Origin of the sequence: Microcoleus sp. B5-D4 (assembly GCF_036705145.1) — a bacterium.
Classification (GTDB): Bacteria; Cyanobacteriota; Cyanobacteriia; order Cyanobacteriales; family Microcoleaceae; genus Microcoleus.
On the sequence record NZ_JAUBTV010000030.1, the window covers coordinates 54690 to 75285 of the forward strand.

The window sequence follows — 20596 nt, forward strand, 5'->3', positions numbered from 1 at the left end:
CTTTAGTCCTCAAACTCAGATGCTACTAAGCCGCAGCCAAATTTGCTGCTGCGAAATCCCAGTTAGCCAAATTATCCAAGAAATTAGTAATGTAGTCGGGACGGCGGTTTTGGAAATCCAAATAATAAGCGTGTTCCCACACATCCAAAGTCAGCAACGGAGTTTGGCCGTGTGCTACCGGGGTGTCAGCGTTAGCTGTTTTGGTAACTTTCAAAGTGCCGTTGTCCACAACCAGCCAAGCCCAGCCGCTACCGAACTGAGTTGTCGCAGCAGTCTTGAACTCTTCTTTGAATTTGTCGAAGCTGCCGAAGTCGGCGTTGATTTTGTCAGCTAAAGCTCCTGTCGGAGTGCCACCGCCGCCCGGTGCGAGGGAATTCCAGAAAAAATTGTGGTTCCAAACTTGACCTGCATTGTTGAAAATGCCGGCTTTGGATGGGTCTTTAGCAGATTCCTTGACAATTTCTTCAAGGGATTTGCTCGCCATTTCCGTTCCTTCAATCAGTTTATTCAGATTGGTCACGTAAGCAGCGTGGTGCTTGTCGTGGTGGAATGAAAAAGTGTTGGCCGACATATGAGCTGGTTCTAGGGCGTCAGCGGCGAAGGGTAATGGTGCAAGTTCAAATGCCATGGTGTTCAATCCTCTCTGGATTACTTTGGGTTTTTCGGTTGACTTGGTGGCTTTTGTATGATTAAAGCCGAGAGTCACTAGCTTGAGTTTATCAAGCTGTGGTAAATAATTCTTTACAATTTTCCTATTTTATAGCAGTTGCAGCATTTTAGGATTCAGACTTCTATTTTTTAGATATCAAAGCTACTTATTGCCGGCTTCAAATAGCATAAAGTATCACTAAATGTCAAGCTACCTGGGAGACAAATAAAAGTGTGTGTGAAATTGTCAACCGCTCGAAATTTTATGAGACTGATAAATAGATTAAACCTGTAAATTGTCAAAGATTAACCTAAGTTCAATTAAGCTGTAAGAAAGTCAAACAAGTTGCAGGATGTGTCAATGGAAAAGCGTTTAAACAACTCGTCTAGTCACCCCCCTCAATGGTTGAATCTGCAATTAATCGTCACCGCTCTGGAAACAGTCCAAGATTTAATTGTAATTTCTCTATGTATTGGTTTGTTTTGTTTCATGGTACTCGAACTGCGAGAAATGTTTTTCTCGCTGCTGCCTCCTTTGAATTTTCAGCAAGTGACGGCAGACATTCTATTTTTATTAGTTTTAGTGGAATTATTTCGGCTGCTAATTATTTACTTGCAAGAAAAAAGAGTTTCGATAGGCGTAGCTGTGGAAGTTTGTATAGTATCTGTTTTGCGAGAAGTTATCGTGCGGGGAGTGCTGGAAACTCCCTGGGTTCAAATATTATCAACAGGCGCATTTTTGCTGGTTTTGGGAGTGTTGTTGGTAGTCCGAGTTTGGTTGCCACCAACCTTCGAGGGAATTGACCCGGAACGCCGCCTTGCTAGCAGAAAGAGAAAAATTTACGAGCAGGAATCTTCTTCCGATTCTGTTGCAATCAATAGCACGTTTAATTCTCATTGAGGATGGCGGGACTGGCGATTTTAGATTTTAGATTTTAGATTTACTCTGATATTGCTTGTTACGTTACCAGCCATCATTTCCAGTAAAATTAACCTGATAACGTTTGTAGTTAAGACTAAAATTCTCTGCATTTTCAGAGGATTTTAGTCCTCACTACAAATACAAGCTTCATCAGTCATTGCCAGTTATTCAAATCTAAAATCTAAAATCTAAAATCTAAAAGGGTATTACCCGTTAGCCTGCAATTCCCCCAAACGAGCCAACACTTCTTTAGAATGAATCGCCGGATTAATCTTCACAAAAGTTTCCCGCAAAATTCCTTCAGGGTCAATAATAAAACTGTGCCGCGCCGAAATAAAACTCATCCAAGAACCGTAAGCTTTACTCACTTTACCGTCGGTATCAGCTAACAGCGGAAACTTCAAACCCTCGGAATCGCAAAATTCCGCGTGGGAATCGACATCATCAGCGCTAATGCCGATAATTTGAGTATTCTTTGCCAAGTATTTCGGCAAGTCTTGCTGAAATCTCCGCGCTTCGATCGTACATCCCGATGTAAAGTCTTTCGGATAAAAATAGACTACCAGCCACTTACCGCGATAATCCGACAGGGAGACTTGTCCGTCGCCGCTGTTTGTCGGCAAACTAAAATCCGGCGCTGGTTGATTTACCGTCGGAAGCTTGCCACCGAGGGCAAATGCAGGTGTGGCAAAATTGAAACTTAGAAAAACTAGACAAATTGCCAATAAAGTGCTAAAAAACTTGCGACGGGACATCATAAATTTAGAAGTAGAACTGTACTTAAGACAAGTTTACAGTTTTCTGATTAAATGGGTAGGGGCAATTCGCGGATTGCTTCTAAAACCCACAGATCACTCACTCAAATAGCAATTTACCCATGAGCGCTGCACTCCCGTTAACAGGCAAAGCTATAGTAGTCCAGGTAATTAACGGTCAACCCGTTACGATCGAAGTAGACGGCACTAATGCCCCGATTACTGGGGGAAATTTTGTTGACTTAGTGGAACGTGGCATTTACGACGGGGTGATGTTTCACCGAGTTGTGCGCCAGCCAGAGCCTTTTGTGGTGCAAGGAGGCGATCCGCGCAGCAGAGATACGACAATTCCAGCCAGTCAATTGGGAACGGGTAATTTTATTGACCCGGATACCAATCAGGGGCGTTTTATTCCTTTGGAAATTAAGCCACAAGGGGCCGCGCAACCTGTTTACAACCAAGTTGTAACCCAGACGCCGCAGTTGCCGCACACTCGCGGGGCTGTGGCAATGGCTCGTTCTAATGCTTTGAATTCGGCTTCTTCGCAGTTTTATTTTGCTTTGGATGATTTGCCATTTTTGGATGGTAATTATGCTGTTTTTGGCAACGTTATTCAAGGTTTTGAAACGGTGAATGCGGTGCAGCAGGGCGATCGCATTTCGACGGCAAAAGTCGTTCAAGGAATCGTTCCCAGTCGGGTTTCTAGCATAGTTAGCGATGTTAATTCGCTTAACGCTTTAATCAATAGTACCAATTTCGTAAATCTATCTTTGCGAGCGCTCAGACTGTCAGACACTACCAATAACTATCAAGTCACTTCCCAAGACTCTCAGCAAAATCCCAGCGGTGTAGTGGGAGGTAGCGGCAACAATGCGATCCTCGGTTCACCCACAGATGATGCAATTAATGGCAGCCAAGGCAACGATACCCTCACGGGCGAAGCGGGTGACGACTTTCTCAGAGGCGGCAAAGGTAACGACTCCATTAGCGGAGGTGTTGGCGACGATATTATCAACGGAAATCTCGGCGACGATACAATCAATGACGGTGCTGGTAACGACTTTTTGCGAGGCGGCAGAGGAAACGATGTTTTAATCGGCGGCGATGGTAACGATGTTTTAATCGGCGATACTGGCAGCGATACTCTCACTGGTGGTGGCGGGGCAGATACGTTTGTTCTGGTTACGGGTGAAAATCTGGAGTTGGATGGGACGAGCGATATAATTCTTGATTTTAGGCCGGGAGATGGCGATCGTATTGGCTTAACCAGCCCTTTATCCAACACCTCATTCACCCAATCAGGCAGCAACACACTCATTCAATTTGGAGGAGTGACTTTGGCTGTCGTTCAAAATGCCACCCCCGCAGCAGTTCAAAATGCTGCTTTTGCAATTAACTTTTCTACTGCTTTCCTTGTCGATAACTTGCCCCCCGGAGACGCCGCCTTGAGAGTTGGCTAACTTTAACCAGACTGACGCCATAATTATAGGTGTAGGGTGCTCTTCGGTGCACCTTACCTGATTATCAATTCCCAATTCCCAATTCCCAATTTTCAATTCCCAATTCCCAATTCCCCAATTCAACTAATACCATAGCTGGCTAATTTTAGAAACCGCATCTTGATAAGAATCCATTCTCCCCTGCAGCTTAAAAAGCCCTGCCGCCTTCTGAAAATCCTCAAATGCTCCATGAACCTCTCTCAATTTATATCTAGTCACTCCTCGGTTAAAGTAAGCTTTAGCAAAATCGCTATCCAGGCGAATTGCTGACTCAAAATCAGCTAGTGCTGCCAGGGAATTCTCCATTTTCAGGCGGATAGCACCTCGGTCAAAGTAATAGTGAGCTACATTAGGGTTGAGCAGCAGTGCCGAGTTATAATCCGCGATCGCCGCAGTATAATCTTTTAAACGAGTCAGCATAAACCCCCGATTGCTGTAATACTTGGCTCGGTAAGGATTGAGTTCGATGGCGGTAGTTAAATCTTCGATCGCCGATTGCTTGTAGCCTAATTTGTAGCGGGCCACACCGCGATCGTTGTAAGCTGACGCGAATTGCGGATTAATGTTAATTGTGGCAGTAAAATTTTTAATAGCGCCGTGCAAGTCTTGTTGTTCGAGATTTTTTAAACCCTGAGTGTAAAACTTTTTGGTACTAACTTTTAAATTTGTCTCTTGTCGGGATTCAGCTTGCTCCCCCGGAAATACTTTGCCTGCAATATTAGTGAATCCCAAAGATTCGATCGAATTGAAAATAGTTGTGACAACTAATTGGCTTGGGAGAAGGGGGATAGTAGGCATGGGAGAAGTGGTGTTCAACTGTATGCTGTCATTTTCCTCGATACTTCAGCTACTGACAGTGATATCCGTAGTCTCAGGAACGTGATAAGTTTGATGAGATTTGGTGATGCTGGGGCTTGACTTGTGTGATGAAAGTTCGGCTTAGTTAGTGATGCCGATCGCAATTGACAAAAAATGCGCCTACAACCCTTTACCTATAAGCTTTTTAGGCTAGAGGAGCGGTTTCTTTCTTCCCATATTGAGCAGTTCCTACCGGGATTGTTTGCAGGTATGCCCCTGGGGGAGCGATCGCAACTGCCGGCAGCAAGTATTACTTTGTAGCGATATTCGATCGGGATTTGTCCATCGAACACGGCCATCTTAAACCCGGTTTTTACTCACGCCCAGAGCACCATTCTCAAGAACAGGCTTTCCGGCCTGTTCCACAAATTACTAATATTTTTGAGTAATATTGCTGAGGAAAGTTGCCGATTATTTGCTATGCTTTGATTAGACATCAATAATTTATGGCACAAATTAGTGTCAATGAAAAAAGTTATGAGGTTGAAAACTTTCTTCGCTGCATTGTTGGCGATCGTCCTGTTCACTCTCTACTTAACTCCTCCTGTTATGGCCGCGAATGCGGAGGATGTGAGTCACCTATTAAAGGATAATTGGTGCGTCAGTTTTTTGTGGAAGCAATGCGATTTGAGCGCTGTAGATTTGCGGGGCGCTAATCTCCAAGAAGCCAATTTGAGCGGCGCTAATTTGAGCGGCGCTAATTTGTCCGGTGCTAACTTAAAAAATGCTGACCTTTCTGGCGCAGACCTCAGTGGCGCTAATTTAGCAAATGCTGATATTCTAGGCACGGATCTCAGTCGAGCCAATTTGACAGAAGCTAATTTCAACGGCACGAAGTTGTGGGATGCGAATCTGACTTTGGCCAATCTGAGTCGCGCCAATTTACAGGATGCTAATGTCTTAGATTCTCGACTTTGGGGAAGCAATCTTACCCAAGCTAATTTAACGGATGCGACGCTGCACGGTGCTGACTTGCAATATGCTAATTTGGCAGACACTAATTTAACAGGTGCTGACTTGCACAGCTTCTTTTTCCGAGGTTCCAAACAAGTCACAAATTTGAGCAATGCTAATTTAGAAGGCGCTATTTTAATGGGAGCAAATCTCAGAGGTGCGGTGCTGGCAGGGGCAATAATGCCGGACGGGTCTATTAATGAAGAAAGTGGCTTTAATTTACAGTAGAGTAAAATTAAAGTCTGCTTGAATAATTTCAACAACAGGCTTTCGGGCCGATTTCGCAGTCAATGAATTATCTGGTGTAGCTGCGCCCGTTGCCAAAAACTTGTTGAGGATGCTGTCAAGATATCAATTTAAACCAGGGTGCGATCGACCTTTTAACTCCCAAGCTGCGCCCGTTGTCAACAGCTTGTTGAGGATGCTGTCAATCGATTTTAGATTTTAGATTTTAGATTTTAGATTGAAGCCTTGACCCCACGGATAGATTCGGGGGGCAAGTTTCATCGGATACAGGTTTTTATTTCTCCCTCCTGAGTCTCCGAAGGAATGAATCACGTGGCGGGTATCCTGGATGCTTGCGGTCAAGATATCAATTTAAACCAGGGTGCGATCGACCTTTTAACTCCCAACCAGTAAATATCGCTAAAATCTTAAATCTCAAACCGAACCTGCACGCATCTGTTACAATTTTCAACAAAGCCAGAACAGCCCCGAACCTGAAGTCGCCTGCCTAGGGGTACAAGCCCCCGACAGGAGTCGTGGAGAGCAAAAATATTAGATATTTAGTTTAAACTCCCAGATTCATCTGTAGAGTCTCTCTAAAATCTAAAATCTAACATCGCCTGTGGAGTCCATCTAAAATCTAAAATCTAAAATCGATGGGCTGTGGACTCAATCTAAAATTTAAAATCTAAAATCTAAAATCTAAAATCTAAAATCGACTGATGGAAACCCTGCAAACTCAACTTTACGAACTCGCACAATTTGCTAATAACTTAGTAAATACTCAACTGACAAACCTCAGTTTAGTCAGCGTCGGAGTCATCTTTCTGGCAGGGTTGCTAACGAGCTTAACGCCCTGTATGCTTTCAATGTTGCCGATCACGATCGGCTACATCGGTGGATACGAAGCAAAAAGTCGCCTACAAGCCGCCGCCCAGTCTGCGTGGTTTTCCCTGGGATTGGCCACTACCCTTGCGGGTTTAGGCATTGTAGCATCATTTGCCGGACAAGTTTACGGCAAAATTGGCCTGGGTTTGCCAATTCTTGTCAGCATTATTGCTATTCTAATGGGGCTGAATTTACTCGAAGCTTTACCCTTACAAATGCCGTCTTTCGATGCTGTGGGGTGGGTGCCGAAAGATTTGCCGGCGGGTGTGCGATCGTACTTATTGGGCTTAACTTTTGGTTTAGTAGCCTCTCCCTGCAGCACTCCGGTTTTAGCTACACTCTTAGCTTGGGTTTCCAAAACGGGAGATACAGTTTTAGGTGGTGTGTTGCTGCTGTTTTACGCTGCTGGCTACGTCGCTCCGCTGATTATAGCAGGTACTTTCACTGCTAGCATTAAAAAGTTGTTAGAATTACGTCGGTGGTCGAGTTGGATTACGCCTGTTAGCGGCGTTTTGCTAGTAGGATTTGGCGTTTTCTCTCTGCTTTCCCGCATCCTTCCCGCGTAACTTTCGTTCTCAGGAATTCAGTCCTTATTGAGAGATATAGCAATCACTATGGAATGCGTGAATTAAGTTTTTTTTAACGAACCGCGAAGACGCGTTAGGCGAAGCCGCGCGTAAGCGCTAGAACACGAAGGAAGAAAGAAAGAAAAGAGAAAGAATTCAAAATTGATTGAGACTTTTTCAATAAACATAATAATATTTTGTTCATCTTTTTTTTCCCTCCTTTCTCTTCCTTCTCCCTTCTTCCATCCGTTACATCCGTTACAAAATCCGTTGCCGAACTTGCTGACATCCGTTACAAAATCCGTTGCCGAACTTCCTTCATAATTACCAATGACATCCAAAGAAGTGTTTCTATCAAAACTCTCAAGCTGGGCGACTGCCCCTCAAAAGTTTTTCAAGCGAGAAATCTTGCCGGTGCTCGCAGATTTGCGGCTGGCCATTATCTTGCTGCTGACGATCGCATTTTTCAGCATTTCCGGCACTGTCATCGAACAAGGCCAATCAGTACCCTTTTACCAATCTAACTATCCAGAACACCCTGCTTTGTTCGGCTTCCTAACTTGGAAAGTTGTGCTAATTGCAGGACTTGACCACGTATACCGCACTTGGTGGTTTTTGTCAATCCTAATTTTGTTCGGCAGCAGCTTAACAGCTTGTACATTTACCCGACAATTTCCTGCACTAAAAGCCGCCCGCCGCTGGAAATTTTATGAAGAACCAAAGCAGTTTGAAAAATTAGCTCTCAGTGCGGAATTAGAAACAGTTGCTTTAAGTTCATTAGAACCACTTTTGCAGCAAAAAAACTACCGCATATTTCGAGAAGGCGAAAAAGTTTATGCCCGCAAGGGAATAATTGGCAAAATCGGCCCGATTATTGTTCACGCCAGTATGCTAATTATTTTAACTGGGTCGATATGGGGCGCAATGACGGGATTTCTCGGTCAAGAAATGGTTGCCAGCGGCGAAACATTTCAGGTGCAGAATATCTTGGATGCGGGGCCTTGGGCGGGGCCGCAAATACCGAAGGATTGGTCGATGCGAGTTAATCGGTTCTGGATTGATTATAGTCCGAGCGGTGCGATCGACCAATTTTACTCTGATCTGTCAGTTTTGGACAAAACAGGCCAAGAGGTCGATCGCAAAACCATTCACGTTAACGAGCCCCTCAGATACCGGGGAGTCACATTTTATCAAGCAGATTGGGCAATAGCCGCCGTGCGAGTTCGCCTCAACAAAAGCCCGGTTTTACAATTGCCAATGGCTCAGCTAGACACTCAAGGTAAAGGCCGAATTTGGGGTGCTTGGATTCCGACAAAACCAGATTTGAGTGCGGGAGTTTCTCTGCTAGCAAAAGACTTGCAAGGAACGATGTTAGTGTACGGTACGGATGGCAAATTGTTAACTACAGTTCGCGCAGGAACGGCGGTGGAAGTTAACGGAGTCATGCTGACAATTGACGAAGTTGTAGGCAGTACGGGATTACAAATTAAAGCTGATCCGGGCATTCCGATCGTTTATACTGGCTTCGGGTTGCTGATGCTTAGTGTGCTGATGAGCTATCTGTCTCACTCGCAGATTTGGGCTTTGGAAAAGGACGGCAAACTATACGTCGGCGGCCGCACAAATCGCGCTCAGGTGACTTTTGAAAGAGAAGTTGTGGAGATTTTGGACAAGTTGGCAGAATCGAAACAAGAGGAAAAAAAGAGCGAAATAGCGCCGACTTCTCTAGCTAGTCAAAGCTAACCGTAGGGTGCGCTAGGCGCACCTTAAACCAGGTAAAAAACGGATAATTAAACAGGAAATAAATGTGATGAAAAGGATTGAGTTCAGTTAACACGCATTACTTAAAATAGAGGTTCTAGAAAGTCGCGGGCTTACAATATCAACAGATTTGATTTCTGAAACTATCAGAACCCCTAGTAAGTTAGAAGCAAGTGGTGAAGGAAAGTTTATTTGTCAACAGAGATTGAATGGACTTGTCCTAAGAGTAGTTTACCAAGAATATGATGATAAAATTTTAGTAATTACTGCTTATCCTGGTAAGAGGTCAAGATATGAAAAAGATTAGATATAGCCCTGATGTAGATGCGATGCTGATCGAAATTTCCGATGCCCCGATCGCCTATGCCGAAGAGGAAGGAAACATGATTCTGCACTATTCTAGCAGCGGAGAACTGGTGTTGATTGAAATATTAAATGTCAAACAATTTATGTCATTAGAATCTCTCTCCGATGAGATACCTGCCCGCTAAAACAGTTTAAGCGGGCGGACACTCACAGGGACTGCACCTACTTCTGATGCGACACCTCAATCACGGTGTGGACGTTCCCGCGTGGCGAAAAATCGCCCTTAATCGTCGCTTCCAGCGGCGCGCAAGCGGCCACAAAATCGTCTAAAATTTGATTGATCGATTCTTCGTGAGAAATGTAGCGATCGCGATAACTGTTAACGTACAGTTTCAGCGCTTTTAACTCTACCACCCGCTCGTCGGGCACGTAAGTAACGTGAATTGTCGCAAAATCGGGATAGCCAGAAAACGGACATTTGCAAGTAAACTCCGGCAACGTAATGTTAATCGAGTAGCGCCGCCCGACTCGCGGATTCGGGAAAGTAATTAACTCCCCTTCCAAAATCTGGCGCTCGCCGTATTTCATTTCTTCGGTGCTTGACTTTTGCGACATAGTTTGTTCCGGTGCGTAGTTGTTCATAGCGATCGACTAATAACTTGTAACATTAAATTAAATTTACCTTCAATATCTGTAACAAATATCTTGACGAATTGTGTTGCGATCGATCTAATTGCAAATACTCTCAGGCTAAACTAAAACAAGTTCACCCTCGCCATCTACAATTATGCAAAATACTACCTTATCTGACAATACTTCCCCTGAAAACTCAAATAGTTACTCTCCATCGGTACCAATTTCCCTCTATCGAGAAGTCACGGCAGAGCTGCAAGCAGCCCAAGCGATGGTGGACTCCCTCAAAACCCACAATCAGCAATTAGTCCAACAAAATCAACAACTGCGGCGAGAAGTAGAAACAGTAGTTCAAGTATCCCAACAGTTACAGCAAGTAGTCAACTCGGCTCAGAGCGTCACCCAGACAGGGATGCCTCAAATGCCGTCAGTCAAATTCAATTTCAGCGTTCAACCTCCGCCCCCAACACCTGCAACCTCGCAGACTAACTCTGCCATACCTCAACCACCTCAGACAGTGGCTTTCCCCTTCCCACTACCGGAACCGGAGCCAACAGCCTCCCCGATGCCGCAGCCACTTCCAGACAAATTATTTACAGAGGTGCCGGAAACTCCTTACCGTGTGCGATCACAACTCAAAAAAACCTCAGATTTAAGCGGATTGTGGTTGGCGATCGCGATTTTTCTGATTGTGATTGCAGCTTTCGGTGCAGGTTATTTAGTTGTCCGCCCTTTATTAATGAAAAAGTAAATTCCAACAAGAATCCCACGACTCCAGCCGTGGGATTTTAAACAAAACCTAGCATAAAATGTTGAAAGTTACGCTAATTGGCTATCATCCTCTGGCGGCACTCGTTTCTACTGTACGAGGCGCATACTGCTCTTCACAAGCAGATTCTAGGATGCCCACCCCGGGCTCGAAACCGCGCGTGAACTCAGTGAGTTTTACCTGTTTAGCTTCCAAAGCTGTCTGTAGCACCTTCATGGCTCGGTGAGGGTCGCCGGCTCCGCAGAAAAATAAGTCTGCTGCAAAATAACCGTGTTCAGGCCAAGTATGGATTGCTATATGGGACTCTGCCAAAGTAGCAGTAGCTGTCACTCCGTGAGGACTAAACTGGTGTACGCACAAATCGATGAGAGTAGCTCCTCCGGCTTCGATCGCATCGAGAATAGCGCGGCGGATACGTTCAGGATCGTTGAGCAGGTCTCCAGGAGACTGCCAAGCATCAGCGACCAGATGGGTTCCCAATTGTTTCATTCTGCGGGGTTTTACCTCTATTGATTTTTAAGTCTCAAACCTTTTAATGTTAGCACGGTGTCCATAAATTTTCAAGTAAATTCCCAAAATATTTCCCAAATAGCGATGAGCGCGAGGATACCGGGTTTTTTGGGGCGCTTTGGCCCTGACCGAGTGCAGGTTGAGTTCGATTGGAGTTCGATCGGGGCGATCGATGTTTCGTGCATTTCCTGCCAAAATCGGCTTTCCGTAGAATGGGGTTAAAGCTCAACCGCCTTAATCAGCTCCGGGCGATGGAGAGGCGAGAAACCCGGAAGGGCCGGCACTCTGGGCACCGCCCATACAAAAATCGGGTTTCTCGGTGTTCGGTTTTGTTGAGATTGACCTACTTAATTATGGTTAATCAACTGATCAATCCCGGCTGTGAGTAGCTCCATTCGGCAAAATCGCCCCGCCCAAAGCGGCTTCATTCAAATTATCAACATTCAAGCTCGCCCCAATCAAATTAGCCTCGGACAAATTAGTTCCTGTCAAATTCGCCCCTGTCAGAGAACTCAGCAGCAAACCCGCGCCCGACAAATTGGCGTGACTCAAATTCGCCCCCCGCAAATCCGCTTCCAGCAAGCTAGCACCTGACAAATTCGCACCGCTCAAATTAGCTCCCCGCAAAGAAGCTTTGTTCAAATTCGCAGCCCTCAAATCAGCATTGTGCAGAATCAAACCATTCAAATTTGCTTTACTCAAATTAGCTCCCTGCAAGTCGGCACCGCTCAAATTAGAGCCATTTAGATTGGCTGATTGCAAGTCAGCACCGCTCAAGTCAGCACCGCTCAAATTAGCAGCGCAAATAGAAGCCTCCCGCAGACTTGCTTCGCTCAAAGAAGCCCCAACCAAATTGACGCCGCTGAGATTTCCGCGATTGAGATAAGCCCGAGTTAAAGTTGCTCCGCTCAGGTTCGCCCCGTTCAAATCTACCTCGCTGAGAATCGCTCTAGTCAGATTTGCTCTGCTTAAATCAACCCCGCTCATAATTGCTCGGCTCAGCGTCGCCCCGCTCAAATTAGCCTCAGTTAGTTTTGAGCCGCTTAGCAAACAAGCTCCTACTAAACTCGCTCCCGTCATCACAGCTTTGCTCAAGTCAGCCTGAGACAATATTGCTCCGCTGAGATTTGCCCCGCTAAAATCTGCGGCGATCGCCACAGTTCCAGTTAAACTAGAACTTCCGAGGTTAGCTTCAATTAATTTCGCCTTAGACAAATTAGCCCCGCTCAAGTCGGCGCCGTTTAAATTAGCTCCAATTAGTTTGCTTCTAATTAAGTTGGCACCTTTCAAATTAGCGTTGCTCAAATTTGTTCGACTGAGATTAGCTTCACTCAAATGAGCTGCAATGAGGTTAGTACCTCGAAAATCTCGTTCCCCGTTTCTATGTCTAATTAAAAGTTCATCGGCACTTAAAAGTTCAGTGAAATTCATAAAAAAATTGAGTGAGTTTCCTTAATTTCTCGATGTTCTATGTTGTCTGAAAATTTGTACTATCGTGTTTGGCAGTAACTTGTTACAACAATACTGCCACATTAACAATTGTCAAAACTGCTTGATTCCTAGCATCACCCTGCTCACCTAGTTATAACTTACGAAAAACCCGGTTTCTCGTAAAGAATCTGGGTGTTTTCAGCGCGGAAGTCATGAAGAAACCGAGTTTCTCGCCCCGTGTAAGCCCTGTAAGCCTTATTTTTCTAGTAATTAGTTGGCGGTTGATGTTAGTTGTTAATGGTTAGTTGTATTTATACTAACTGCTAATCACTAAGTATTACCTGCTAACTATTTACCAAAATACCGAGAAGTTGTCGATCGACCTTGACAAGATCGATCCAATATTTGGGGTATTGCTGGCGGCATCCGCGCCGCATTCTGACCGGAAAAATTGCTGGTACTGGCGATCGAATTTATTCGTGCAATCAAGAAACAAGATATCGGAGCTTCAACCCCAAATGCCTTCTACATAAGTGCCTTCTATCTTCGATCGCCCATGAAAGCAGAGCTCGGTCAGCTCAGCTAATTTCACCTCCCCCCACTGGGCTGCGCGCCAGTGAAATCCAACAGGAAGGCTGTTTCCCTCGGAGTGCTGAGCGAGTCGCAGGCCAAGCAAACAATACGCTGCCCTGAGCCTGAGATTTCGCGAAAAAAGACGCCGCGAGCCATTGTGCTCCCGCGCTGCTGTGCTTGCTGTCAATCTTTACTCGATCCATGAGCGCTTGCGGTTCTAATTAACAGAACACCGGACACCAGACGCGCTCCCGGACATAAAAGCTGTTCCTGGGCTTCTCAAATGTTTCGCTGAGGCATTCCCAGAAAAACTGTATTCCTGTAGCAGGTCTTGCCAACGGCAATTCGGCTGCTACAGCCAACTAATGACCGGCCTAAGTCTTGCCCGAAGGCTCCGACAATTATTACTATTCTAATATTTGCCGACCACCGCAGGCATTTCTGGGCGCGCGGGACGGGCTACTTCACCTGTATAAGTTGGTGAAATTACCCACCCCATAATTAAAGATAGTCGCTCTTTGACTAACTGGGCAATATCTGCTGTAATTTATGTCATCAAATTTGATAATACTGCGGGGTGGGCAATCGAGCTGTAGTGAGTGTTACAGAGTAAAAAAACACTGCCAATTTAGGGTATAAAAATTAAGGGAGCCGATCGATCCTCCTGCCCAAAGCCCAGATCACGGACTGGGCCCCTAATCAAAATTAAACTTTTGACAGGTGGCTTTTTTAAGTTTCCAGAACAAAACAAAAGCCGGCTTTCAGAGAAAAAGCCGACTTTTGAGATAATTTTACCGACGAAGCGTAAAACCGCTAGCTCGCCCCTGTTGGTTGGCTCGCTTTCCACAATCCGATCGCGCGAGTGCAACTACTGTGCAGAAACTAGAAACAATACCCAAACAAACTCTCAATTATTAAATCAGAGGGCGGCCGGTAGTGCCATAAGTTGGATCGTAAACACCAGCGGTAGTATCAACGCCCGGAGTGCCAGGTGCGCCGTAATCAGCGCGAGCACTATCGACGCTGGGATTATAGTCGTAGGTGTTCCAATGTTGAATACCTCCGCGGCTCAAAATGGTTTCAGCTTTAGCGACTTCTGCTTCGCTGCCGTCAACCAGTACCAAGTAATCTCCTCTCGCCACGCGATCGTTGTATGCTTTAGCTTCCTCTTCGGGAATTCCCATACCGACTAAAGCTCCGATCAAGCCGCCTGCTGCCGCACCCAAAGCCGTACCGGCTAGTGTAGTGGCGATCGCCGTAGCTGAGGCTCCTGCCAGCATAATCGGCCCGATTCCCGGAATTGCCACTAGGCCCAGACCTACCAACAAACCTGTCAAACCGCCCAAAGTACCACCTGTGAGTGCGCCCTTTGTGGCCCCTTCATCGGATTTGTTGTCCGCGCTGTCGTGCACGTCAATGCCTGCGATGTCGCCTTTAGACTCAGCATCCTTAGCGATCACCGAAACCCGATTCATGTCGAAACCGGCAGTTCTCAGTTCTCCCAGTGCGTGTTCCGTCTCGCGGCGGGTTGAAAATACTCCCACGGCGCGCTTCTGGCGACCCGAAGCTCTGCGGCCAGTGTCTGCAGGCACATCGTAAATGCCCCAATCCTGAATGCCCCGCACGGTCATAATTCCTTCGGCTGTGGCAAGTTCGGCATCTGTTCCTTCTACGAATACCAAATATTCTCCGCGCGAGACGCGATCGTTATAAGCTTTAGCTTTATCTTCGGGAACTCCCAAACCGACCAAACCGCCTACCAAACCGCCGGCTGCCGCCCCAATCGCGCCTCCGATTACAGTATCTGCCAGCAGAGTTGCGATCGCACCCCCCGCCATCACCGGGCCAACTCCCGGAATCGCTAGCGCTCCAATGCTTCCGAGTAACCCAATCAAACCACCCGTCACGACTCCCGCTGTCGCGCCTGCTTTTGCACCGCCGCCCACTTTGTCGTCGGTACCCTTACCAGTACCAGTGCTAGCGCCCGCAATTTCGCTGCGATCGAGATTTTCGCCAACTACCGAAACTTTATTCATCGGAAACCCGGTACTTTGCAGCTCCATCAGGGCTAGTTCCGTATCTCGGTAATTAGAAAATGCTCCTACAGCTCGCTTGTGTTGACCTAAAGCCATTTTTTTTCTCCTGAAAAATATACTACTTTTACACAACCACAGAATTTATGCTCTGCCATCAATCACATTTAGTCATTTTTTCCCAGCAATTTTCATCGGTCGGTGGGAATAACTTCCCGCTCTATCTTCAGGTTGGTTTCCCACTAATTCTCCGGGATGAGAAATCGGAAATTGGGAAGGGAAAGTTGCAGGTATTGCGCGAGTTTTGAGTGCGTCAATTTAAAATTCAATTTAAACTCTTTCACTTAAAACCCCGCGCTCCCTAGAGAGTTACCTAAGCGTTGCGAGCCCCTCCGAAAGCAATCTTACAATGCCCAACTTTACCGTCTTCCCTCAGACTTCTCTCCTAGATAACTACATCCTTCTTCCTTCTTTCCCTCGGAATTCTTCCTGCTAATTTATTGATTGCTGCTAGGCGATGCAGGTGCAGCGGGGGCGACAACAGCCGTAACATTCACATCTTTGACACCCTTAATCTCTTTAGCTAGCGGCTCAATTTTAGCTAAATCAGTTTGATTGGGAACTGTGCCACCTACGGTGACAAGCCCATCTTTTGCCTCAACAGTTAGCTGACCTTTAGTGATGTTTACTTCTAACTTAGACCGCACTTCACTTTGCAGGTCGCTATCAGCTCTGATGGCATCGCCACCCGTCACATTGTTGCGCTGTTCTCTGGCCCTGATATCAGAATTTGCTTGGTTTTGGCGAATCTGGCTAGTGGCGTCACCCTGAGTTTCTTGAACTGTACCGGCTGCGGGTGGGCTGCTGGTATTTCCTGTGGCAGAATTAGGAGCATCAGCGCTAGTTTTAGCCCCGTCGCTGCAAGCAGCACCTCCAAATAATAGGATGCCGCTGAGGAGAATTGGTGTTAGTTTGTTCATAATAGGTTAATACCCTCCGGGTAAGCTTTCAATGAGGCTGACTTGGTTGAGCCAGATGGGAGCCAGATGGAGCAAGACAGCATATTTAGTTTGTGCTTTCTGGTTTGTGCTTTCTGGTTTGTGCTTTCTGCGCTTTAAAAATCCTTATATTAAATATATAAACTTCAGCAAGTATCTACATCGCTCCACGGGTGTAAAATTTATCTATGTCGTTAGATAGAGTACAAAAAATAAAATAAGGTCTTAAGTCAAATTTAGCGTAATTTAGTTCTGACCACATTATTACTCAGAAACCAGTTTGAACCCGCCTTTTTTGTTCCCCAGGCAAATATTTTCCTAGACACCAAGTTGAAAAGCGTAAGTTTTATTAATAAATTTGCTCGCCACTCCCAACTAATTTTTCTCTCTTCCCTGCAACCTGTAGCTTATTCCCTCAACATTTATGCGTTAAATCTGTTAAATTCCCTACACAACTCATTGTAAAACTTCCTGCTTCAAAACAAACGAAAAGAGTCGAGAAATTTTTGAGCATTTTCTGGTTCTGGGGTAGTGGCAACCAGCCCGTAAACGCGCGTTTCCACCAAAAAAACTTGACCTACACCTATAGGTTCCGTGGGAGAAAGCGGCTGAAACTCAAATTCTTTTCCGGGATAGCCTCCGAGGGAAATATCCCGCACTTGCAAGACTTTAGCATTCGCTGCCACGACGAAAAAATCAACGGCATTATTTAAAGTAATTCTGATATTATTGATATTATTGTTCCTCAGCCGAAAATCAAGGTCAAAGTATTGAAGCAAATAAGTTTCTTTGTTTTTTAAGTTTGATCGGTATGTATGAGCAATAATTTGATTTGAAAAAGTTTCAGAATTAATTTTGGGATTTGCGGGCATATCGATCGCAAACTGACCCATCGCCGAGCAAAATGGCTGCCACTCTGGCGTCTGAATGGCTGTCCGCAGCGGGGATGGTTGAGATGCAGCGGGACGGGCAAACTTGACAGGGTATGAAAGTAATGTAGCAGTAACTAGAAGTAAATACAGAAATTTCATTTGGGTAAAAATTATATATGCCCGATCGATCTGCGCTAGCCTAGAAATATATCCGCAAAGGGGGGATTTATGCTGAATATTATATTTACTCAACGGCGAGGCAACTCTCAAGGCCGATCTAAAATCACTAAAACCAATAAAACCAATATACTCGCTGCTGTAAATACTTGGCTGGCTGTGTGTCTACTGGCTGCTGTCACAGGTTGTGCAAACAGCCCCAACAGCAAGGCACTCGAAGAATCATTAGCCGCCGATCCGAAATTAAAACAAAATCCAGTAGTTTTCTCTTCCCCGCCACCAGCGACAGCTATTGAGACAAACTCTACCGCCAAACTTCCTCCCGATTTCCCGACAGAGATTCCACTCTATCCTAATGCTGAGTTAATCGAAGTTAGTGGGGAAACAGATCCGTCGCCAAAAAATGTGCGGCTGCGCTGGGAAAGCACAGATCCTGTTAATTCCGTTGGGAACTTTTACTCTACAGAGTTTGGGCGTCGCAACTGGGAAATAGTCAGCCGCCCCACCGCCGAGGGACAAGGTTCTTTGGTAGCAACGCGAGATAATTTGCGGGTAACAGTGTCGCTTTCTCCTACTCAGAAAGTAGGAGGTTCTACAGAATTTGCGATCGACTACAGCAAAGAAAGCCCAGAAATTGCCGCCAGTCCCCAACCTAACAATTCCGAGTCTAGCGCATCTCCAACCGCTTCACCAACTCCCTCTAATTCAGAGGGAACTACTCCAACACCATCCGCCTCACCCAAATCAGCAAACGTTAGCCAACTAGACACCCAAATTCCTCAACAGTTGCGACAGTTTGTGGCAGATTTAAGTCAGTTGGAAGTGCTGAAAGTGCGAACTACAGAAAGCGCTAATTTAGAAACTGCCAGCAGTTTAGCCAAACCCAACAAAATTGTCACTCGCCGCGAATACGCCCGCTGGTTAGTAGCAGCTAACAATCAGATTTATGCTAGCCGTCAAGCCAAACAAATTAGATTAGCAGTAGACTCTAGCGAACCAGCTTTTTCTGACGTACCCAAAACTGATCCCGATTTTTCAGCAATTCAAGGTTTAGCAGAAGCCGGTGTAATTCCGAGTTCGCTTTCTGGAGAAACTAAAGATGTGAAATTTCGCCCGGATGCACCTTTAACTCGCGAAACAATGATTCTCTGGAAAGTGCCTTTAGATAGTCGTCAAGTTTTGCCGACAGCTAACATTGACGGGGTGAAAGAAAAGTGGGGTTTTCAAGATGCTTCTAAGATTGATTCCCAGGCGTCGCGGGCAGTTTTAGCTGATTTTAACAATGGAGATTTGGCGAATATTCGCCGGGTTTTTGGTTTTACTACTCTGTTTCAGCCGAAGAAATCAGTCACTCGTGCCGAAGCAGCTGCTAGTTTGTGGTATTTTGGCGTTCAAGATCAGGGATTGTCTGCTAAAGATGCCCTGGAAGCAAAGTCTCAACCTGTTGAGTAGAGTTGTTTGGCGTGGTTAAAAGTTTTGAACACACCATCTAGTTAGCCAAAACAAAGAAACCGGGTTTTTTCTCTGTCGCCAAACCCGGTTTCTGCGTCCAAGACTGACGAAATTTTACCAAGTTTCGACATCGGCGTGCGATCGGCCACCACAAAAATTGCAGCTTGAGTTTCTAGGATTTCTGTGAATATGGCTGACCCAGAAACCGACTTTTATCTACGAAAATGCCCAATACAACGCGAGGCATATCCGCTGAAAAACCTTGTTTCTTTAATTCCTATGGGCGAGTCATCGTAAAAAATTATTCCATAAATTATACATCGGCTTTTCTGTCCTTGTGGCCTACCCTAGGGGATAGATTTTTTTTTAATCTTAATTTCTGTATCCTGGCATACAACCGCTGCATTTGGCGGGCAAATTTTCTACATATTTTAACTAATATCGTTTCCGGTTGTATCGGAATGATTTAACCGCAGAGGGCGCAGAGAACGCAGAGGGAGAGAATACAGAGAGGAATAATTCCGATGCTACCGGATTTGATATAACACTTTCTTCAAAACTCTCAGTAGGATTCCGGATGGCTTAGCGGCCTTAACGATAAATGAAAAACAGTGTTTGAGCTCTTGGAGAGCATTTTTTAATGTACGATATTACCTTATTTACCCCGCAAGACATGGCGAAATGCAGCTTAGTCCTGCGCCATTTAGGTAGAAATACTGCTAGTATGGAAGCCAGCAGCCAGAAGATTGTTAACTATATTTACCGACATTTTTGCGATTCGCAAACTGGAGAAAATACCTGTGCCTTAGTGCGTTTGTTCAAAACTCATCCCTACGGGGAATTAGAAGACTCATTGCAACAATCCGCGCGCCGCTTGATGAAGGGCAATTCCCCCGCCGCCGACATGAAATGTTGGACTCTGCTAGCAGCCGCAGGCACAGAACCTCAGTGGAATTCTCGGCACACAGCAGCAGAAAATACAGCTATTCCATTAGTTAGCACCAAATTAGTGGCTCAAATGCCGGCGATTTCGGAAATAATCCGGCAGTTTGGTTTAGACATTCCTACATTCCTCGGAATTGAGCGAGAAAGGTTCCTGCAATTAGAGCCCGCTGTATTAAATATTTTTCACGTATCAGAGGCAAAAGGCAGCCCCTTTATTCCTGAGCAAAATTCTTTAATTATCCCCTACCAAGTCAAGTCGGTATTGGGATTTGGGGGACTTCTGCCGTCAGGAAGTGTGTTTGCGGTAGTGATGTTCCTGAAAGTTAAAATTCCCCAAAGCACGGCTGAAATGTTTAAAGATTTGGCACTTAGTGTCAAAACTGCATTATCCATGCCCGAAAAAAAAAGTGTTTTTGACTATTCAGAAACTTCTAAAATTTTTGTTACTAATAACAATCTTGCCGAAACCCAATTACTTGAATATCAAGTGGCTAATCTGATTCAATTGCTGGACTTTTCAGAACAAGAAATGCTCAGACAAGCCGCTCGGTTTCAAGAGACAATTGACAATTTACAGCGCGAACTTGCTGAGTACAAAAATAAGGAAGAAGCTTTCAAAGTAAGCCAAAATTCATTTACAGGCATCCTCAATATTCCCAAAGATGCTATTGTGCGCGTAGAGGAAAATCAAGGAATGCAGCGTTTTAATCAAGGGGAAGAACAAATTTAAACCAAGCTCTGTGTTTAGGAATGAGAATTAAATAACTTCCACTCTTGAAAGTGGGATGGGCGTGCCCCCCCGCCCTTTTTGGGGGGGGGGG

The 20596-nt window shown here is 45.4% G+C and carries 21 protein-coding genes; 11 read left to right on the top strand and 10 right to left on the bottom strand.

Annotated features, from left to right (window positions below):
- Nucleotides 1–25: 25 nt before the first annotated feature.
- Entirely contained in the window at nucleotides 26–628 is a 603-nt protein-coding gene (locus QUB10_RS16185; protein ID WP_333203604.1) for a superoxide dismutase, read from the bottom strand.
- Nucleotides 629–1009: 381 nt separating this feature from the next.
- Here QUB10_RS16185 and QUB10_RS16190 point away from each other — a divergent pair, with 381 nt between their 5' ends.
- Complete coding sequence (locus QUB10_RS16190; RefSeq protein ID WP_333203606.1) at nucleotides 1010–1549, top strand: phosphate-starvation-inducible PsiE family protein; 540 nt, start codon at nucleotides 1010–1012, stop codon at nucleotides 1547–1549.
- A 227-nt stretch (nucleotides 1550–1776) separates the two neighbouring features.
- On the opposite strand, the gene QUB10_RS16195 is transcribed toward QUB10_RS16190, so the two are convergent.
- Nucleotides 1777–2328 carry a peroxiredoxin gene (locus QUB10_RS16195; RefSeq protein WP_333203608.1) on the bottom strand — a complete coding sequence of 184 codons (552 nt, stop codon included), beginning with the start codon at nucleotides 2326–2328 and terminating at the stop codon, nucleotides 1777–1779.
- Between the two features lie 119 nt (nucleotides 2329–2447).
- Between QUB10_RS16195 and QUB10_RS16200 the strand changes: the two genes are divergently transcribed.
- Complete coding sequence (locus QUB10_RS16200; RefSeq protein WP_333203610.1) at nucleotides 2448–3785, top strand: peptidylprolyl isomerase; 1338 nt, start codon at nucleotides 2448–2450, stop codon at nucleotides 3783–3785.
- Between the two features lie 123 nt (nucleotides 3786–3908).
- Here QUB10_RS16200 and QUB10_RS16205 read toward each other — a convergent pair whose 3' ends face one another.
- The gene (locus tag QUB10_RS16205) at nucleotides 3909–4622 is read right to left on the bottom strand and encodes a tetratricopeptide repeat protein (RefSeq protein WP_333203612.1); all 714 of its coding nucleotides are present in this window, start codon (nucleotides 4620–4622) and stop codon (nucleotides 3909–3911) included.
- A gap of 525 nt (nucleotides 4623–5147) precedes the next feature.
- On the opposite strand from QUB10_RS16205, the gene QUB10_RS16210 reads away from it, so the two are divergent.
- From QUB10_RS16210 to QUB10_RS16225, 5 genes are all read left to right on the top strand, one after another.
- The gene (locus QUB10_RS16210) at nucleotides 5148–5864 is read left to right on the top strand and encodes a pentapeptide repeat-containing protein (RefSeq protein ID WP_333203614.1); all 717 of its coding nucleotides are present in this window, start codon (nucleotides 5148–5150) and stop codon (nucleotides 5862–5864) included.
- 719 nt (nucleotides 5865–6583) lie between these two features.
- Nucleotides 6584–7315, top strand: a complete 732-nt coding sequence (locus tag QUB10_RS16215) for a cytochrome c biogenesis protein CcdA (RefSeq protein ID WP_333233091.1) — start codon at nucleotides 6584–6586, stop codon at nucleotides 7313–7315.
- 330 nt (nucleotides 7316–7645) lie between these two features.
- On the top strand, nucleotides 7646–9058 hold the full coding sequence (locus tag QUB10_RS16220; RefSeq protein WP_333203616.1) for a cytochrome c biogenesis protein: 1413 nt from the start codon (nucleotides 7646–7648) through the stop codon (nucleotides 9056–9058).
- A 106-nt stretch (nucleotides 9059–9164) separates the two neighbouring features.
- Nucleotides 9165–9383 carry a DUF4258 domain-containing protein gene (locus QUB10_RS34250; protein WP_445300786.1) on the top strand — a complete coding sequence of 73 codons (219 nt, stop codon included), beginning with the start codon at nucleotides 9165–9167 and terminating at the stop codon, nucleotides 9381–9383.
- Entirely contained in the window at nucleotides 9370–9567 is a 198-nt protein-coding gene (locus QUB10_RS16225; RefSeq protein ID WP_333203618.1) for a DUF2283 domain-containing protein, read from the top strand. Before QUB10_RS34250 ends, QUB10_RS16225 begins: the two co-directional genes overlap by 14 nt.
- Nucleotides 9568–9604: 37 nt before the next feature.
- Here QUB10_RS16225 and queF read toward each other — a convergent pair whose 3' ends face one another.
- Entirely contained in the window at nucleotides 9605–10024 is a 420-nt protein-coding gene (queF, locus tag QUB10_RS16230) for a preQ(1) synthase (RefSeq protein WP_006633986.1), read from the bottom strand.
- 145 nt (nucleotides 10025–10169) lie between these two features.
- Between queF and QUB10_RS16235 the strand changes: the two genes are divergently transcribed.
- Nucleotides 10170–10766 carry a hypothetical protein gene (locus QUB10_RS16235; protein WP_333203620.1) on the top strand — a complete coding sequence of 199 codons (597 nt, stop codon included), beginning with the start codon at nucleotides 10170–10172 and terminating at the stop codon, nucleotides 10764–10766.
- An 84-nt stretch (nucleotides 10767–10850) separates the two neighbouring features.
- Here QUB10_RS16235 and speD read toward each other — a convergent pair whose 3' ends face one another.
- Entirely contained in the window at nucleotides 10851–11273 is a 423-nt protein-coding gene (speD, locus tag QUB10_RS16240; protein ID WP_333203622.1) for an adenosylmethionine decarboxylase, read from the bottom strand.
- A gap of 57 nt (nucleotides 11274–11330) precedes the next feature.
- Between speD and QUB10_RS16245 the strand changes: the two genes are divergently transcribed.
- Entirely contained in the window at nucleotides 11331–11516 is a 186-nt protein-coding gene (locus tag QUB10_RS16245) for a hypothetical protein (RefSeq protein WP_333203624.1), read from the top strand.
- 147 nt (nucleotides 11517–11663) lie between these two features.
- Here the strand turns inward: QUB10_RS16245 and QUB10_RS16250 are convergent, their stop codons facing one another.
- The 5 genes from QUB10_RS16250 to QUB10_RS16270 form a co-directional block, all read right to left on the bottom strand.
- Complete coding sequence (locus tag QUB10_RS16250) at nucleotides 11664–12725, bottom strand: pentapeptide repeat-containing protein (protein ID WP_333203626.1); 1062 nt, start codon at nucleotides 12723–12725, stop codon at nucleotides 11664–11666.
- 348 nt (nucleotides 12726–13073) lie between these two features.
- Nucleotides 13074–13214 (bottom strand): hypothetical protein, encoded by a 141-nt coding sequence (locus QUB10_RS16255; RefSeq protein ID WP_333203628.1) that lies wholly within the window; start codon nucleotides 13212–13214, stop codon nucleotides 13074–13076.
- Nucleotides 13215–14212: 998 nt separating this feature from the next.
- Entirely contained in the window at nucleotides 14213–15430 is a 1218-nt protein-coding gene (locus QUB10_RS16260) for a histidine kinase (protein WP_333203630.1), read from the bottom strand.
- Between the two features lie 398 nt (nucleotides 15431–15828).
- A complete protein-coding gene (locus tag QUB10_RS16265) occupies nucleotides 15829–16311 on the bottom strand; it encodes a BON domain-containing protein (protein WP_333203632.1) in 483 nt (160 codons plus the stop codon).
- A gap of 494 nt (nucleotides 16312–16805) precedes the next feature.
- Nucleotides 16806–17360 carry a hypothetical protein gene (locus QUB10_RS16270; protein ID WP_333203634.1) on the bottom strand — a complete coding sequence of 185 codons (555 nt, stop codon included), beginning with the start codon at nucleotides 17358–17360 and terminating at the stop codon, nucleotides 16806–16808.
- 69 nt (nucleotides 17361–17429) lie between these two features.
- Between QUB10_RS16270 and QUB10_RS16275 the strand changes: the two genes are divergently transcribed.
- Both QUB10_RS16275 and QUB10_RS16280 read left to right on the top strand, forming a co-directional pair.
- Complete coding sequence (locus tag QUB10_RS16275) at nucleotides 17430–18830, top strand: S-layer homology domain-containing protein (RefSeq protein WP_333203636.1); 1401 nt, start codon at nucleotides 17430–17432, stop codon at nucleotides 18828–18830.
- A 640-nt stretch (nucleotides 18831–19470) separates the two neighbouring features.
- Nucleotides 19471–20505 carry a histidine kinase gene (locus tag QUB10_RS16280; RefSeq protein WP_333203638.1) on the top strand — a complete coding sequence of 345 codons (1035 nt, stop codon included), beginning with the start codon at nucleotides 19471–19473 and terminating at the stop codon, nucleotides 20503–20505.
- Nucleotides 20506–20596: the final 91 nt, after the last annotated feature.